Below are 15,261 nucleotides of genomic sequence, written 5' to 3'. Positions count from 1 at the left end.
CTCCAGGCATGCAGCGAGGGCTGTGGCGCGACTCGTGACGGGATACCCCACCGGCGAGGCCGCCTGAAAAGCCAAAAGCAAAAGCCAAAGCCAAAAGCAAAAGCCAAGAGCGACGGCTCGCCTTCGGCTTCGCGGCTCGCCTTCGGCTTCGCGGCTCGCCTTGCTTCGCGCTGTTCTGGCTGTGGTTCGGCATGATGGAGGGGACCGAGCTCCGGTCAGCGGACGCACGCGGTGTGCGGTGGAAGGTGGACCGGATCTGTGACCACGCGCCGGGTGCTCGGGGCGGTGCTGGTGTTCGTCGCGGCCGGGTTGGCTGTGGCGGCTACGTTCTTGACCGCCTATTCGGTGCAGGTCGTGGTGAGCGGGCGGACGCTGCGGTTCGAGGCCACCTCGTGGGTCGTTGAGCGGGACGACTTCCGCGAGGTGCTGATGTTGGCGCCGTTGGAGTTCGGGGAGCCTGTTGTCGGGGCGGCTCTGGTGATGGCGTTGGCTGCTGTGCTGGCGTTTCGGGTTCCTGCTCTTCGGGTGGGGTCGTTGCTCGGGGCCGGGTTGCTGGTGGGGGCCGCCTGGTCTGCCGCGGGGCGGGTGCGGGGGCTGGTCGGGGAACTCGAGGGCCTCGATTCGCCTGTGCCCATTGCCGTGGAGCAGGGGGACGGGGTCACGATGCTGATCGTGGCTGCCGGGGTGGGTGTCATCTCCGCCGTGTTGCACCAGGAGTTGCCTCGGCGGGTTGGTGGTGACGACGACGTGGAGGGTGGTGATGGGGTGGTGATCCACCAGATCGACGACGGGGACGACGCCGAGACGCCGCCCTACGGGTATCCGGTGATCGTGGAGCCGAAGGGTGGTTGAGCGGCGGCGGGTGGCCGGTGTGCTCTCCGTGCTGGGGGCCGGGGTTGTGGTGGCCGGGAGTCTCCTGGACACCTTTCGGACCGTCCACAAAGGATTTGAAGTGGAGTTGGTGATCACCACCTCGGCGTGGGTGACCAGGTCGGAGCCTCCGAGCGGGCCGCCTGAGAACCCCGCGTTGTTCGCGGCGGGGTGGCCGTTGGTCATTTGCGCGGTGGTGGTGGCTTGTGCCGTGGTGCTGACGTTGCGGGAGGGGACCGCGTTCGTCGGGCGGGTGCTCGTTCTCGGTGCCGCAGGGGCGTTGGCCGGGGTGGTGTTCCTCTACCTCGCGCTGGTCGAGCGGCAGCGGAGCCTGTACTCCTTCGGGCCGGCCGGGGAGCCCGCGGCCGAAGTGCACTACCTCGGCGGTACTGGGATGTTGGTCTCGGGAGCGATCATCGCGGTGGCCGGGGCCGTGCTCGCCCAGCAGCGGGCCGGGTCCGCGCCGGTGGAGGAGGACGGGGTGGTCGTGCGGTCACTGGGCGGGGAGGACGACACGCCGCCGTTCGGCATCGCCGTTCCCGGCGACGGGCGGGAGGCGCGGTGATCGGGAGGCCTACGGCGATCGCGCTGATCGCGGTCGGGGTGGTGCTGACGGCGACGGCGATGGTGCTGCCGTGGTACTCGACCGCTTACGGCGGTGGGGTCGAGGTGGTCGTCCGGGCTTGGGGGACGGAGATCGTCAACAAGCCCGGTGACTGGCCCGCCGGGGAGCTGTCGCCCTGGTACGGGGTGCCGGTGGCGGTCACGGCGGCGTTGCTCGTCGCCGGGATCTGGGTTGCTCGCGCCGCGTTGGCCGGCGCGGCGGGGCAGGTCGGGGCCGTCGGTGTCACGGCGGCGCTGGTCGTGTCGGAACGCGGGCACGCGGTCGAGCAGCAGGGGGACTTCGCGGTCGGGTTCGGGCTGGTGTTCCTGGTGGCCGGAACGCTGGTGGCGCTCGCGGGTGCCGTCGCGGTGCAGCGGGAGGCGGCGTGAAGAAGGTCCTGAGCGTCGTGTTGCTCGTGCTGGCCGCGGGGGCCGCGGTCGGGGCGACGTTCCTGCCGTTCTCCGAGCTGGTGATCAGACTTGCTCCCGGGCAGCCGCAGACCGCGTACGTCACGACCGGGTGGAGCACGCGGTTCGGTGACACCGAGGACGAGCACGGTCCGTTGTTCGCCATCCCGGTCGTGGTGGCGGCCGCGGCGGTGCTGGTGGGCGTTCGGTGGCGGAAGGTCGCCTTCGCCGGTGCCGCGGCGCTCGCGGGTGTGGCCGGGATGCTGTTCGTCTACCTGCTGAACGCGATCAGCTTCCACAAGACCGGCAACATCGCCATCGACCCGGGGCTGGAAGCCGGGTTCGGCAACGGGATGTGGGTGCTCATCGGCGCTGTGGTACTGGCGTTCGGTGCCGAGGTGGTTCACCCCGACGACTGACCAGCAGGAATCGCCCGGCGTGCCTCACCGGTCACATGCGCACCGTGGGTCACTATCGGCGCATGAAGCTTTCCGGGCTGCTGAACCGCACCAACCACGAACTTCCCGGAGTCACGGGCGTCGCGCGGGTTGATCGGCGCGCGAGCGACCTGGTTCGGCGCGTGAGTCCCGGTGACGTCGCCGTCATGGACCTAGTCGACCTCGACCGGCGCACCGCGGAGGCGCTCGTCGCGGCCGAGGTGGTCGGTGTCGTGAACGCGTCGCCGTCCATCTCCGGGCGCTTTCCCAACCTCGGGCCGGAGCTGCTGCTCGAGGCGGGCATCCCGCTGATCGACGACGTCGGCGCGGTCGCGTTGCGGGAGATCAAGGAAGGCACCAAGGTCCGGCTGCACGAGGGTGTCGTCTACGCCGGCGAACGCGAGCTCGCGAAGGGCGTCGAGCAGAACGCCGAGAGCATCGCCGACGCCATGATCGAGGCGAAGGCCGGCATGTCGGCGCAGCTGGAGGCGTTCTCCGCCAACACGATCGAGTTCCTGCGCCGCGAACGCGCGCTGGTGCTCGACGGCGTCGGCGTGCCCGAGGTGTACGTGTCCATGCGCGACCGGCAGGTGCTCGTCGTCGCGGGGGGACCGTCGCACGCCGAGGAGCTGCGCAAGCTCCGCCACTACATCCGCGAGTACCGGCCGGTGCTGATCGGCGTCGACACGGGCGCGGACACGCTGATCGACGCCGGGCTCAAGCCGGACATCATCGTCGGCGACCCCGACGGCATCGGCACCGCGTCGTTGCGCGCGGCCGCCGAGGTGGTCGTGCCCGCGCAGACCGACGGCCACGCGCCCGGCCTGCAGCGCATCCAGGACCTCGGCATCGGCGCGGTGACGTTCCCCGCCTCGGGCAACGCCGAGGACCTGGCGCTGCTGCTCGCCGAAGCCCACGGGGCGTCGCTGGTCGTCACGGTCGGGCTGCGCGCGACGCTGCGCGAGTTCCTCGACCGCGGGCACTCCGGTTCCAACCCCTCCACGTTCCTGACCCGGTTGAAGCTCGGCAGCAAGCTCGTCGACGGGGAGGCCGTCGCGACCCTGCACCGCAGCCGGGTCTCGCTGGGCGTGATCGTCCTGCTGGTGGCCGCCGCGATCGCGGCCATGGCGGCCGCGCTCGCGGTCTCCGGTGTCGGTCACGTCTACGTCGACATCGTGGTCGACGGCTGGCAATCCGTCGTCAACTGGCTCAAGGGGTTCTTCTCGTGATCACGTTGCGCTACCACGTAGTTTCGATCACCGCGGTGTTCCTGGCCCTCGCGGTCGGGGTCGTGCTGGGGTCGACCGCGATCAGCGGGCGGTTGCTGTCGGGGTTGAGCGACGAGAAGAACTCGTTGGCGCAACAGGTGAACGAACTGCAGAACGACCGCAACGCGTTGAACGCCAAGCTGACCGAGGCCGACGAGTTCGCGGAGTCCGTCGGCCCGCTCGCGGTCAAGGACCGGCTCGCCGACCGCACGGTCGTGATCGTCACGACCGCGGACGCGCGCCCGGCCGACCGGGATGCCCTCAACGGGCTGCTGAAGGCCGCGAGCGCCACGGTCACCGGCGAGGTCCAGCTGACCGACGCGTTCGCCGACCCGTCCCGCGGCGACCAGCTGCGCGACCTCGTGGCACGGTTGCAGCCCGCCGGGTCGCAGCTGCCCACGGCCGGCGACCCCGGCACCCGCGCGGGCGGCCTGTTCGGTGCCCTGCTGCTGCTCAACCCCACCAGCAACCAGCCGCAGGCCACGGCCGACGAGACGGCGGCCGCGCTCTCCGGGCTCTCCAACGCCGGGTTCGTGAAGGCGACGTCCGGGGTGAAGCCCGCGCAGCTCGCGATCGTGCTGACCGGTGGCGCGGCGATCGGTGACTCGGCGGCCGACCGGGCCTCGACGGTCGCGCGGTTCGCCACCCAGCTCGACCGGTCCGGTGCGGGTGTCGTGCTGGCGGGAGCGAACGGCTCGGCCAACGGCACCGGTGCGATCGGTGTGGTCCGCGCGGACACGAACGCGACGTCGATCCTGTCCACCGTCGACAACTCCGACACCCCGGCGGGCCAGGTCGTCGTGGTGATGGCGCTGGGCGAGCAGCTGGAGGGCCGCTCCGGCCGGTACGGGGTGGCGGGCAACGCGGAGGCGTCGTCGCCGGGGGCGGCGAGCTAGTACTCGGTCGTCCAGTCGCCCGGCAGCAGCTCCACCAGCAGCTCCAACGCGTCCGGCGTGCGGGCGCGGGCCCACAGCCACTGGTGGTCGTCCTCGCGGACGACCAGGTCGTCGCCGGCGAACCAGCGGGTGCCGGGACTGTGCAGCGGCAGGAGCGCGAAGTTGTCCCGGAGCAGGGAGACGTCCGCCTCGGACGTCTCCCTGTCCGCCGTCTCGGCCCCGTCGCGGAACAGCGCCTCGGACAGCACCATCTCCACGCACGCCAGCGAGAACCGCGGCAGCCACGGGTCCCACCGCTCCTCGGTCTTGTCGACGAGGTCGAGCTTGATCATCACCTCGGGGTCGTCGCCGCCCAGCGCCGTGGCCCAGGCCGCGACCCACTGGTTCTCGTCGCGGAACACCAGCACGTCGTCGTCCACGCGCAGTTCCGAGGGCAGGAGCAGGCGGTCCTGGTTGCTGGTCAGGTCGGGGCGCTTGCCGAACAGCGACAGCGCCTCCTTGACCGCCTCCGGCAGTTCGACGCCGAGCCGTTCCTCGGTGGCGGCGAGGTCGGCGCGGCTCCAGCCGTCCTGCGGTTCGATCGGCTCCGCCCACGCGGCCGCGAACCCCTCGACGAAACGCCAGGCCGCCGAGCGGTCGTGAACGGCTCCAGCGGCTGCCCCTGCCACGTCGAAGGTCACGTGACAACTTTTCCTGATGCCGGCCCGTGCCGGGGGAAGTTCGGGAAAATCCCCTCGCTGCGCCGATCGGGTGATGTGATCTGCCGGGTCGTGGTGCGCTGGGTGACCGGCGGCGTGTTAGCGTTATGGCCCGTGGATAGGGGGATTCACCCCCACGATTTTCACGGGAGCCCCGTTGGTGCAGCAGGCACGTACGACCAAGCACGTCTTCGTCACGGGAGGCGTCGCGTCCTCCCTGGGCAAGGGGCTCACCGCCTCCAGCCTCGGTCAGTTGCTCACCTCGCGCGGCCTGCGGGTGACGATGCAGAAGCTCGACCCGTACCTGAACGTGGACCCCGGCACGATGAACCCGTTCCAGCACGGCGAGGTCTTCGTGACCGACGACGGCGCGGAGACGGACCTCGACATCGGCCACTACGAGCGGTTCCTCGCGCGGGATCTGAGCGGTGACGCGAACGTCACCACCGGCCAGGTGTACTCCGAGGTGATCGCCAAGGAGCGGCGCGGCGAGTACCTGGGCGACACGGTCCAGGTGATCCCTCACATCACCGATGAGATCAAGCGCCGCATCCGCGCGATGGCCGAGCCGGACGCCGACGGCGTCACGCCGGACGTCGTCATCACCGAGGTCGGCGGCACCGTCGGCGACATCGAGTCGCTGCCGTTCCTGGAGGCCTGCCGCCAGGTCCGCCACGACGTCGGCCGCGACAACGTCTTCTTCCTGCACGTGAGCCTCGTGCCGTACCTGGCTCCGTCCGGTGAGCTGAAGACCAAGCCGACGCAGCACTCCGTCGCGGCGCTGCGCAACATCGGCATCCAGCCGGACGCGATCGTCTGCCGGGCGGACCGGGAGATCCCGGACGCGCTCAAGCGCAAGATCGGCCTGATGTGCGACGTCGACACCGACGCCGTCGTCGCCGCCGTGGACGCGCCGTCGATCTACGACATCCCGAAGGTGCTGCACGCCGAGGGGCTCGACGCCTACGTCGTGCGCCGCCTCGACCTGCCGTTCCGCGACGTCGACTGGACGGTGTGGGGCGACCTGCTGCAGCGCGTGCACAACCCCGTCGAGACGGTGAAGATCGCGCTCGTCGGCAAGTACGTGGACCTGCCCGACGCGTACCTCTCGGTCACCGAGGCGCTGCGGGCCGGCGGGTTCGCGCACCACGCCAAGGTCGAGATCAAGTGGGTGCCGTCGGACGAGTGCAAGACGGCCGAGGGCGCCGCGCGGGCGTTGTCCGGCATGGACGCGGTGCTGATCCCCGGCGGCTTCGGCGTGCGCGGCATCGAGGGCAAGATCGGCGCGCTGAAGCACACCCGCACGCGCGGTGTGCCGACGCTCGGCCTGTGCCTCGGTCTGCAGTGCATGGTCATCGAGGCGGCGCGCAACCTCGCGGGCATCGAGGACGCGAACTCCAGCGAGTTCGAGGAGGGCGGCTCGCCCGTCATCTCCACGATGGCCGACCAGGAGGACGTCGTCTCCGGTCAGCGCGACATGGGCGGCACGATGCGCCTGGGCGCGTACGTCGCGAAGCTCACGCCGGGATCGGTCGTCGCGAACGCCTACGGCGCCACCGAGGTCTCCGAGCGGCACCGCCACCGCTACGAGGTCAACAACGCCTACCGCGGCAAGCTCGCCGACGCCGGCCTGGTCTTCTCCGGCACGTCGCCGGACGGCCGCCTGGTCGAGTTCGTGGAGCTGCCCGCCGACGTGCACCCGTTCTACGCGGCCACGCAGGCGCACCCCGAGCTCAAGTCGCGTCCCACGAAGCCGCACCCGCTGTTCGCGGCGTTCGTGAAGGCCGCGATCGACTACCGGGTCGCGGACCGCCTCCCGCTGACGGCGGGAGCGTCCCAGTGACGTCCAGGCACGACTTCCGCACGGTCTCCAGCGAGGACGTGCACGTCGGCAAGGTCGTGGCGCTGAGGGTCGACGAGGTCGAGATGCCCGGCGGCGGCACGGCCAAGCGCGAGATCGTCGAGCACATGGGCGCGGTGGCGGTCGTGGCCGTCGGCGACGAGGGCGAGGTCGTGCTGGTCCACCAGTACCGGCACGCGCTCGGCAGGCACCTCTGGGAGCTGCCGGCCGGCCTGCTCGACCACGACGGCGAGGAGCCGGTCGTCGGTGCCCGCCGCGAGCTGGCCGAGGAGGTCGGTCTCGACGCGCGGCGCTGGGACACCCTCGTCGACACGGCCGCGTCGCCCGGTTTCACCGACGAGGTCGTGCGCGTGTTCCTGGCGCGTGACCTGTCCGAGGTCGACCGCGAGGTGCAGGGCGAGGAGGAGGCGGACCTGGAGGTCCACCGCTTCCCGCTCGCCGAGGCCGTGCGGATGGTGCTGTCCGGCGAGATCGTGAACTCGTCGACCGTCGCGGGGCTGCTCGCGGCCCGTGAGGTGCTGGAGGGCCGGGTGGAGCCCCGTCCCGCCGACGCGCCCTTCCGCGACCGGCCGACCCGGTTCGCCGCGCGCAAGAAGTAGGTTGGAGCCATGCAGACGCTGAAGGGTTCTCTCACACGGATGAGGGGGCCCCTCAGCGTGCTCGCAGCCGGTGCCGCGGGCGCTGTGCTGCTGCTCTTCGTCGACCCCAACCAGCCGGGCAACTTCCTGCCGAAGTGCCCGTTCAAGGCGCTCACCGGCCTCGACTGCCCCGGCTGCGGGGTCACGCGGATGCTCCACGCGCTGCTGCACGGCGACGTCGTGGCCGCGTGGCACTTCAACGCCGTGCTGCTCGTGCTGGGCGTGCCGACGGTGGCCTGGCTGCTCACGCGCTGGACGATCGCCCGCTGGAAGGGAGAACGGCGACCGGTGCGGCCTGCGCTCGGGTTCGCCGTTCTCGCCGTGGCGCTCGTGTGGGGCGTGGGGCGCAACCTCGCCTAGGAGTCGCGGAGCTTGCGGCCCTCGGCGTCGGTGCCGCCGCTGACCAGGATGATGATCGCGTCCACCAGCGACCAGATGCCGCAGCCGCCGCACGTGAAGAGCTGCGCGAGCGCGATGCCGGTGTGGCCCGTGTAGAAGCGGCCTACGCCGAAGTTGCCCAGGAACAGCTGCAGCAGGCCCGCGACGATCTTCGACTTGTCCGACAGCGGCACGCCCGTGTACGGGTCGAAGCCGTACGGCGCGCCGGGAGCGGCGTAGCCGGGAGGGACCATGCCGGGCGGCGGCTGCGGCAGCGCGTACTGCGGCTGCGGGCCGGTGGGCGGCGGGTAGTACGGCTGCGTGGGCTGCGGCGCGAAGCCCGGCGGCGGGGCGGGTACGGCCGTGAACGGCACGGACGGCGGCGCGAGGAACGGCGGGTGCGGCTGCGGCAGGTCGCGGAACAGCTCGGCGAGCTCCGCGTAGCTCTGCGCGCCGGACGCGCGGTTGACCCGCTCCTGGTACTCGGTGATGTCGAGCCGCGCCATCGCGAAGTGGTCGTTGAGAGCGGTGATCGCCTCTTCGCGCTGCTGGTTGCCGATGCGCTGCTGGTCCGGCCCGAATGCTTCTGACACGGCTGCGCACGTTAGCCGATGCAGCGGACCGATATCGGGAATACGCTGCGACGATGCTGGTCGGTGTCCCAAAGGAGATCAAGAACCACGAGTACCGCGTCGCCATCACGCCCGCCGGCGTGGTCGAACTGGTGCGCCGAGGGCACGAGGTCGTCCTCGAGCAGGACGCCGGTGCCGGCTCGTCGTTCCCCGACCACGAGTACACGGCGGCGGGAGCGCGCATCGCGTCGTCCGCCGACGAGGTGTGGGCCTCCGCGGACCTGGTGCTGAAGGTGAAGGAGCCGATCGAGGCCGAGTACCACCGCCTGCGCCGCGACCAGGTGCTGTTCACCTACCTGCACCTGGCGGCCTCGCCGTCGTGCACAGCGGCGATCGCCGCGTCCGGCATCACGGCCATCGCCTACGAGACCGTGCAGCTGCCCGACGGGTCGTTGCCGTTGCTGGCGCCGATGAGCGAGATCGCCGGGCGGATGGCGGCCCAGGTCGGCGCGCACTGCCTCGAACGCGCGCAGGGCGGGCGCGGTGTGCTGCTCGGCGGCGCTCCCGGTGTCGCCGCGGGCAAGGTCGCGGTGATCGGCGCGGGCGTGGCCGGGATGAACGCGGCGACGATGGCGGTCGGCATGCAGGCCGAGGTGGTCGTGCTCGACACCAACGTCAACCGGTTGCGGCAGATCGACTTCACCTACCGCGGGCACCTGCAGACGATCGCGTCGAACGCCTACGAGGTCGAGAAGGCCTGCCGCTGGGCGGACCTGGTGGTCGGCGCGGTGCTCGTGCCCGGTGCCAGGGCGCCCAAGCTCGTCAGCAACGAGCTGGTGTCGCGGATGCGTCCCGGCAGCGTGCTCGTGGACATCGCGGTCGACCAGGGCGGCTGTTTCGAGGACACGCGGCCGACGACACACGACGCGCCGACGTACCGCGTGCACGACTCCGTGTTCTACTGCGTTGCGAACATGCCCGGTGCCGTGCCCAACACGTCGACGTACGCGCTCACGAACGTGACGCTGCCGTATGTCATCGCGTTGGCGGACAAGGGTTTCGAGCGCGCGGTGGCGGACGACCCGGCACTGGCCAAGGGCGTCAACGCACGCCGTGGAGAAATCCTGCTGGAAGGGCTGGCGTGATCGCAGAGCTGGTGGCGACCTACCTCGACCACCTCGCCGTGGAACGCGGCACCGCCCGCAACACCCTCGACTCGTACACGCGCGATTTGCGCCGCTACACCGAACACCTGGAATCCCTCGGTGTCACCGACTTGGGCGCGGTGACGGAAGTGCAAGTGAGTGAGTTCCTCGCCGTGCTGCGGGAAAGCGGGCTTGCGGCGTCGTCCGCCGCACGGACGTTGGTCGCCGTGCGCGGGTTACACCGCTTCGCACACCGTGAAGGCGTTGTGCCACATGACGTCGCACGCGCCGTGCATCCGCCTTCGCCGCCGAAGAGGCTGCCGAAAGCATTGCCCGTCGATGAAGTCCTGACGCTGCTCGACAATGTGGGAAACCTCAGGGACAAAGCCCTGCTGGAGTTGCTGTACTCGACGGGAGCCCGGATCTCCGAGGTGGTCGGGCTCGACGTGGACGACATCGACGCGTCCGAGCGGACCGTTCTGCTCGACGGGAAGGGAGGCAAGCAGCGGCTGGTCCCGGTCGGGCGGCCGGCCTTGGCCGCGGTGGACGCGTACCTGGTTCGCGCACGTCCCGCCCTTGCGGCGAAAGGACGTGGCACGCCTGCGTTGTTCCTGAACGCGCGCGGTGGAAGGCTCTCGCGGCAGAGCGCGTGGACGGTCCTGAAGACCGCCGCGGAGGACGCCGGGATCACCGCCGCGGTGTCACCCCACACGTTGCGGCATTCGTTCGCCACCCATCTGCTGGAAGGGGGTGCCGACGTTCGGGTGGTGCAGGAACTCCTCGGGCACGCATCGGTTACGACCACTCAGGTGTACACACTGGTAACCGTTACGACTTTGAGGGAGGTCTACGCAACTGCACACCCTCGGGCCGCTGGAACATGAGGCTTCCACGGGTACGGTGGGCAGGTGCCGAACTTGGACGAGCCGTCCCCACAGGCCATCGATCTAGCCGCTGTGCTGCACGCGCTGAGCGACCCGACCAGGCTCGCGGTCGTGCGCCAGATCCAGTCGAGCGGGGAACGCCTGTGCGGGGCTTTCGAGGTTGACGTCGCGAAGTCGACTCTCTCCCAGCACCTGCGCGTGCTGCGGGAGGCGGGCATCACCCGAACACGCTGCCGCGGCAACCAGCGCTGGGTGTCGCTGCGCCGCGATGACCTGGACCTTCTGTTCCCGGGCCTGCTCGACGTGGTGCTGACCGCGTCCGACAGGCGCACACGAACGGATGTTCCGGCCTAACTGAGTCTTGACAACACCGGCGAGGCGCGTTGCCGCTCGCACGGGTGCGGCCTAGGCTGCGCCCGGAGAGACGACTACGAGCAGTGAGGGACCGCCAGCCATGTCGACACCGGAGCACGCTTTCGCGCCCCGTGCCGATCTGAGCCTGGCTCCGCACGCCGCGCCGGTGGACGACGTCGCTCAGGAGCAGCTCGACGGCATCGGACCGACAGGCCGCCAGCGCCGCCACATCCCGGACCCGCCCCCGCTGCTGCGCCACGGCCCGGCGAAGATCCTCGCGGTGTGCAACCAGAAGGGCGGCGTCGGCAAGACGACGTCGACCATCAACCTGGGAGCGTCACTCGCCGAATACGGCCGCCGTGTGCTGCTGGTCGACTTCGACCCCCAGGGCGCGCTGTCGGTCGGTCTCGGTGTGCACCCGCACCAGCTCGACACCACGATCTACAACGTGATCATGGAGGGGCGCACCCCCGTCGGCGACGTCATCCGCAAGACCATGGTCGACGACATGGACCTGCTGCCGAGCAACATCGACCTGTCGGCCGCGGAGATCCAGCTCGTGTCGGAGGTCGGCCGCGAGCACACGCTCGTGCGCACCCTCCGCCCGGTGATCGACCACTACGACTACGTGCTGGTCGACTGCCAGCCCTCACTCGGCCTGCTCACGGTGAACGCCCTCGCGGCCGCGGACGGTGTGCTGATCCCGCTGGAGTGCGAGTTCTTCTCGCTGCGCGGGGTGGCGCTGCTCATCGACACCATCGAGAAGGTCAAGGAACGCTTGAACCCCAAGCTCACCATCACCGGCATCCTCGCCACGATGTTCGACCCGCGCACGCTGCACTCGCGCGAGGTCATGGCCCGCGTTGTCGAGGCGTTCGGCGACATCGTGTTCGACTCGGTGATCAACCGCACGGTGCGCTTCCCGGAGACCACCGTGGCGGGCGAACCGATCACCCGCTGGGCACCCCGTTCGTCCGGCGCCAACGCGTACCGCGCGCTGGCCCGCGAGGTGATCGCCCGGTGACCCGTCGCCCTTCACTGCCGGGGGCCGCGGAACTGTTCCGCCTGACGTCCGCCCCTGCCGCGCCCGAGGCCTCGGCGGCGGAGGAAGCGCCGCAGCAACGCCGTGGTTCCGGCCGCACCAAGCACACCACGAAGATCACGGTCTACGTGTCGGACGAAGAGCTGCTGGCGCTGGAACAGGCGCGGCTGGCGTTGCGCGCGGCCCACGGCCTGGGCGTCGACCGGGGCCGCGTCGTGCGCGAGGCGATCGCGATCGTGCTGGACGACCTGGAAACTCACGGTGACGCGTCGCTGCTGGTACGCAGGTTGCGCGAGCAGTGACCGAGGACGTTCCCGCTGAGGGCGCTGTTCAGGACGACGGCAAGTTCAAGGTCAAGCTCACGAACTTCGAAGGTCCGTTCGACCTGCTGCTCCAGCTGATCTCGCAGCACACGCTGGACGTGACCGAGGTGGCGCTGCACCAGGTCACCGACGACTTCATCGCGCACATCCGCGGCATGGGCGACGCGTGGGACCTCGACGAGACCACCGAGTTCCTCGTCATCGCCGCGACGCTGCTCGACCTGAAGGCCGCCCGGCTGCTGCCGACCGGCGACGTCGAGGACGAGGACGACCTCGCGTTGCTGGAGGCGCGCGACCTCCTGTTCGCCCGGCTGCTGCAGTACCGCGCGTACAAGCAGGTCGCGGCCCTGTTCGCGGAGCTGGAACAGGGCGCGTACCGGCGCTACCCGCGCTCGGTGTCGCTCGAACCGCGCTTCGAGGGCCTGTTGCCCGAGGTGATGCTCGGCGTCACGCCCGACAAGTTCGCCCTGATCGCGGCCGCGGCCTTCCGGCCGAAGCAGAAGCGGACGCTCTCGGTCGCGCACATCCACCAGCACCGCGTGTCGATCCGCGAGACCGCCGACGTGCTGCGGGCGTTGCTGATCGAGAAGGGCACCGCGTCGTTCACCGAGATCATCGCCGACTGCACCGAGACCATGGAGGTCGTGGCGCGGTTCCTCGCGCTGCTGGAGCTGTACCGGGAGAAGTCGCTGGCCTTCGAGCAGGAGGACCCGCTCGGGCCGCTGCAGGTGACGTGGGTCGGCGGGTCGTTGCAGGAAGCGCAGGCGCAGGTGCACGCCGGCGACGAGGATGAGGACTACGGCGGATGAGCGAGCCACTGGTGGGGCCGGACGCGGCGGAGATCGAGGAGCCGGGGCCTGCGTTCGACGGGGGTGGGCCGGGTCGCGGCGAGGACGCGTCGGCCGGGCACCGGGGGATGCCGGTCGGAGGTGAGCGCGCGGCGATCCGTGGTGAGGACGAGGCCGGCGCCGCTGAGCCCGGTGCCGCTGAGCCCGGTGCCGGGGAGGCCGTCGGGTCCGCCGCCGGCGAGGGGGAGGCTGATGCCGCACTCGACGACGCCGCTCCCGCTGCTGTCGTGCTGGACGCCGGGGCCGAGGGCGCCTCGGCCGGAACCGGCGCGGCGGTCCCGCCCCCGGTGTCCAGTCTACCGGGCGGCACCGACGAAAACGGCACGTCAGGCGCCGGTGCTGTGGACAACTCCGGTGCTGTGGACAACTCGGGTGCTGCGGGCGGTTCCGGTGCTGGGGACGGTTCCGGCGCTGCGGGCGGTTCGGGTGCTGGGGACGGTTCCGGTGCCGCGGGCGGTTCGGGTGCTGGGGGTGGTTCCGGTGCCGAGCCCGAGTCGGACGCCGCACTCGACGACGCCGCTCCCGCCGCGGTCGTGCTCGCCGAGCCGGGAGCCGCGTCCGTCGCCGCCGGTGTGAAGGCGGGTGCCGCGAAGCCGCGCACCGCCAGGACCGGCGCTCGCGCCAAGGCGAAGCCCGCCGCTGCCGCCGAGCCCGCAGCCGCGGCCACTGCCGAACCGCAGGCCGACACCGACGCCGCCACCCTCGAGGCCCAGCTCCTCGCCGCCGCTCCCGACGAGGCCATCGAGGACAGCGGCCTGCCGGACCTCACCGACGACGCCACGTTCGAGGCCGCGCTCGAGTCCGTGCTGCTCGTCGTCGACAGCCCGATCGCCGAAGACCAGCTCAGCAGTGCCCTCGAGCAGCCGGTGAAGCGGGTCAAGGCAGCACTCCGTAGACTGTCGAGCCGGTACACCGAGTCCGGCAGCGGCATCGACCTGCGCAGGGCGGGGGACGGCTGGCGGTTCTACACGCGGGACCGGTTCGCCCCGTTCGTGGAGAAGCTGCTGCTCGACGGCCAGCGCGCGAAACTCACCCGCGCTGCCCTGGAGACGCTCGCGGTGATCGCCTACCGGCAGCCCGTGACGAGGGCGCGGATCGCGGCGGTTCGCGGCGTCAACGTCGACGGTGTGATCCGGACCCTGGTCGCCCGGGGGCTCATCGAGGAGACGGGCACCGACAGCGACACGGGTGGGATCCTGTACCGCACTACCGAACTGTTCCTGGAGCGGTTGGGGCTGTCGTCGTTGCACGACCTGCCGCCAATCGCGCCGCTGCTGCCCGAAGTGGATGCGATCGACGATGTCTGAGAACGAGGGCGTGCGCCTGCAGAAGGTGCTGGCGCAGGCGGGGATCGCCTCGCGCCGTGCTTCGGAGGAGCTGATCGACCAGGGGCGGGTGCAGGTCGACGGCGTGGTCGTGCGCGAGCAGGGCCGGCGGATCGACCCGCAGACCGCCGTCGTGCACGTCGACGGGGTGCGGGTGCAGATCCGCGAGGACGTCGTCACCATCGCGCTCAACAAGCCGTTCGGGATGCTCTCCACGATGGAGGACGACCTGGGTCGTCCGTGCGTGGGCGACCTGGTGCGCAACCGCGCGGAGCGGCTGTTCCACGTCGGGCGCCTCGACGCCGAGACCGAGGGCCTGCTGCTGCTCACGAACGACGGTGAGCTCGCGCACCGGCTGATGCACCCGAGCTACAACGTCAAGAAGACCTACCTCGCCGAGGTCCCCGGGCCGGTCGAGAAGGGGCTCGGCAAGAAGCTCAAGGCGGGCGTCGAGCTGGAGGACGGGCCGGTCAAGGTCGACTCCTTCAAGCTCATCAGCGCGGTGCCGGGCAAGGCGCTCGTCGAGGTCGTGCTGCACGAGGGCCGCAAGCACATCGTCCGCCGCCTGCTCGAGCACGTCGGCTACCCGGTGCAGTCGCTGGTCCGCGTCGCGATCGGCGAGGTGTCGCTCGGCAACCAGCGGCCCGGGTCGATGCGCGTGCTGAACCGCCAGGAGGTCGGCGGCCTCTACAAGATCGTCGGTCTCTGACC

The 15,261-nt window shown here is 70.8% G+C and carries 19 protein-coding genes; 17 read left to right on the top strand and 2 right to left on the bottom strand.

The window, feature by feature from the left end; genetic code table 11:
- The first annotated feature begins 258 nt into the window (after positions 1 to 258).
- From L6E10_RS19605 to L6E10_RS19580, 6 genes are all read left to right on the top strand, one after another.
- Positions 259 to 852 (top strand): hypothetical protein, encoded by a 594-nt coding sequence (locus L6E10_RS19605; protein WP_236220919.1) that lies wholly within the window; start codon positions 259 to 261, stop codon positions 850 to 852.
- Positions 853 to 952: 100 nt separating this feature from the next.
- A complete protein-coding gene (locus L6E10_RS19600) occupies positions 953 to 1,435 on the top strand; it encodes a hypothetical protein (RefSeq protein WP_236220918.1) in 483 nt (160 codons plus the stop codon).
- Positions 1,432 to 1,863, top strand: coding sequence for a hypothetical protein (locus L6E10_RS19595; RefSeq protein ID WP_236220917.1), 432 nt, complete (start codon positions 1,432 to 1,434; stop codon positions 1,861 to 1,863). The genes L6E10_RS19600 and L6E10_RS19595 overlap by 4 nt, the downstream gene beginning before the upstream one ends.
- Positions 1,860 to 2,300: a hypothetical protein gene (locus L6E10_RS19590; RefSeq protein ID WP_236220916.1), complete on the top strand. Its 441-nt coding sequence runs from the start codon at positions 1,860 to 1,862 to the stop codon at positions 2,298 to 2,300. The genes L6E10_RS19595 and L6E10_RS19590 overlap by 4 nt, the downstream gene beginning before the upstream one ends.
- A gap of 62 nt (positions 2,301 to 2,362) precedes the next feature.
- A complete protein-coding gene (gene steA / locus L6E10_RS19585; protein ID WP_236220915.1) occupies positions 2,363 to 3,547 on the top strand; it encodes a putative cytokinetic ring protein SteA in 1,185 nt (394 codons plus the stop codon).
- Positions 3,544 to 4,482 (top strand): copper transporter, encoded by a 939-nt coding sequence (locus L6E10_RS19580; RefSeq protein ID WP_236220914.1) that lies wholly within the window; start codon positions 3,544 to 3,546, stop codon positions 4,480 to 4,482. Before steA ends, L6E10_RS19580 begins: the two co-directional genes overlap by 4 nt.
- Here L6E10_RS19580 and L6E10_RS19575 read toward each other — a convergent pair.
- A complete protein-coding gene (locus tag L6E10_RS19575) occupies positions 4,479 to 5,162 on the bottom strand; it encodes a hypothetical protein (RefSeq protein WP_236220913.1) in 684 nt (227 codons plus the stop codon). The two genes, L6E10_RS19580 and L6E10_RS19575, sit on opposite strands and share 4 nt — an antisense overlap.
- A gap of 178 nt (positions 5,163 to 5,340) precedes the next feature.
- On the opposite strand from L6E10_RS19575, the gene L6E10_RS19570 reads away from it, so the two are divergent.
- From L6E10_RS19570 to L6E10_RS19560, 3 genes are read left to right on the top strand one after another with little or no spacing between them, the layout of a single operon-like run.
- The gene (locus L6E10_RS19570; protein WP_374237007.1) at positions 5,341 to 7,023 is read left to right on the top strand and encodes a CTP synthase; all 1,683 of its coding nucleotides are present in this window, start codon (positions 5,341 to 5,343) and stop codon (positions 7,021 to 7,023) included.
- Positions 7,020 to 7,640, top strand: a complete 621-nt coding sequence (locus tag L6E10_RS19565) for an NUDIX hydrolase (protein ID WP_236220911.1) — start codon at positions 7,020 to 7,022, stop codon at positions 7,638 to 7,640. Before L6E10_RS19570 ends, L6E10_RS19565 begins: the two co-directional genes overlap by 4 nt.
- 39 nt (positions 7,641 to 7,679) lie before the next feature.
- Entirely contained in the window at positions 7,680 to 8,039 is a 360-nt protein-coding gene (locus tag L6E10_RS19560) for a DUF2752 domain-containing protein (protein ID WP_236220910.1), read from the top strand.
- On the opposite strand, the gene L6E10_RS19555 is transcribed toward L6E10_RS19560, so the two are convergent.
- Positions 8,036 to 8,650 carry an NINE protein gene (locus tag L6E10_RS19555; protein ID WP_236220909.1) on the bottom strand — a complete coding sequence of 205 codons (615 nt, stop codon included), beginning with the start codon at positions 8,648 to 8,650 and terminating at the stop codon, positions 8,036 to 8,038. The genes L6E10_RS19560 and L6E10_RS19555 overlap by 4 nt on opposite strands.
- A 53-nt stretch (positions 8,651 to 8,703) precedes the next feature.
- On the opposite strand from L6E10_RS19555, the gene ald reads away from it, so the two are divergent.
- The 8 genes from ald (at position 8,704) to L6E10_RS19515 (ending at position 15,259) form a co-directional block, all read left to right on the top strand.
- On the top strand, positions 8,704 to 9,774 hold the full coding sequence (gene ald, locus L6E10_RS19550; protein ID WP_236220908.1) for an alanine dehydrogenase: 1,071 nt from the start codon (positions 8,704 to 8,706) through the stop codon (positions 9,772 to 9,774).
- Positions 9,771 to 10,658, top strand: a complete 888-nt coding sequence (gene xerD / locus L6E10_RS19545) for a site-specific tyrosine recombinase XerD (RefSeq protein ID WP_374237003.1) — start codon at positions 9,771 to 9,773, stop codon at positions 10,656 to 10,658. Before ald ends, xerD begins: the two co-directional genes overlap by 4 nt.
- A 24-nt stretch (positions 10,659 to 10,682) precedes the next feature.
- The gene (locus L6E10_RS19540) at positions 10,683 to 11,012 is read left to right on the top strand and encodes a helix-turn-helix transcriptional regulator (protein WP_090101229.1); all 330 of its coding nucleotides are present in this window, start codon (positions 10,683 to 10,685) and stop codon (positions 11,010 to 11,012) included.
- A 100-nt stretch (positions 11,013 to 11,112) separates the two neighbouring features.
- Positions 11,113 to 12,036 carry a ParA family protein gene (locus L6E10_RS19535; protein ID WP_236220907.1) on the top strand — a complete coding sequence of 308 codons (924 nt, stop codon included), beginning with the start codon at positions 11,113 to 11,115 and terminating at the stop codon, positions 12,034 to 12,036.
- On the top strand, positions 12,033 to 12,356 hold the full coding sequence (locus tag L6E10_RS19530; protein WP_236220906.1) for a hypothetical protein: 324 nt from the start codon (positions 12,033 to 12,035) through the stop codon (positions 12,354 to 12,356). The genes L6E10_RS19535 and L6E10_RS19530 overlap by 4 nt, the downstream gene beginning before the upstream one ends.
- Positions 12,353 to 13,186: a ScpA family protein gene (locus L6E10_RS19525; protein ID WP_236220905.1), complete on the top strand. Its 834-nt coding sequence runs from the start codon at positions 12,353 to 12,355 to the stop codon at positions 13,184 to 13,186. Before L6E10_RS19530 ends, L6E10_RS19525 begins: the two co-directional genes overlap by 4 nt.
- 572 nt (positions 13,187 to 13,758) lie before the next feature.
- Positions 13,759 to 14,532, top strand: a complete 774-nt coding sequence (scpB, locus tag L6E10_RS19520; protein WP_236221131.1) for an SMC-Scp complex subunit ScpB — start codon at positions 13,759 to 13,761, stop codon at positions 14,530 to 14,532.
- Positions 14,525 to 15,259 carry a pseudouridine synthase gene (locus L6E10_RS19515; RefSeq protein WP_090101237.1) on the top strand — a complete coding sequence of 245 codons (735 nt, stop codon included), beginning with the start codon at positions 14,525 to 14,527 and terminating at the stop codon, positions 15,257 to 15,259. The genes scpB and L6E10_RS19515 overlap by 8 nt, the downstream gene beginning before the upstream one ends.
- Positions 15,260 to 15,261 lie beyond the last annotated feature (2 nt).

It is taken from the genome of Lentzea sp. CC55, assembly GCF_021056325.1.
Classification (GTDB): Bacteria; Actinomycetota; Actinomycetes; order Mycobacteriales; family Pseudonocardiaceae; genus Lentzea; species Lentzea jiangxiensis.
Note: the sequence above shows the minus strand (reverse complement) of the source record. Positions and strands in the feature narration are given on the sequence as shown.

Excerpts from the sequence above, each read along its gene's own strand:
- steA (WP_236220915.1), top strand. The coding sequence starts at position 2,363 with ATGAAGCTTTCCGGGCTGCTGAACCGCACCAACCACGAACTTCCCGGA.
- L6E10_RS19560 (WP_236220910.1), top strand. The coding sequence starts at position 7,680 with ATGAGGGGGCCCCTCAGCGTGCTCGCAGCCGGTGCCGCGGGCGCTGTG.
- ald (WP_236220908.1), top strand. The coding sequence starts at position 8,704 with ATGCTGGTCGGTGTCCCAAAGGAGATCAAGAACCACGAGTACCGCGTC.
- L6E10_RS19535 (WP_236220907.1), top strand. The coding sequence starts at position 11,113 with ATGTCGACACCGGAGCACGCTTTCGCGCCCCGTGCCGATCTGAGCCTG.
- L6E10_RS19515 (WP_090101237.1), top strand. The coding sequence starts at position 14,525 with ATGTCTGAGAACGAGGGCGTGCGCCTGCAGAAGGTGCTGGCGCAGGCG.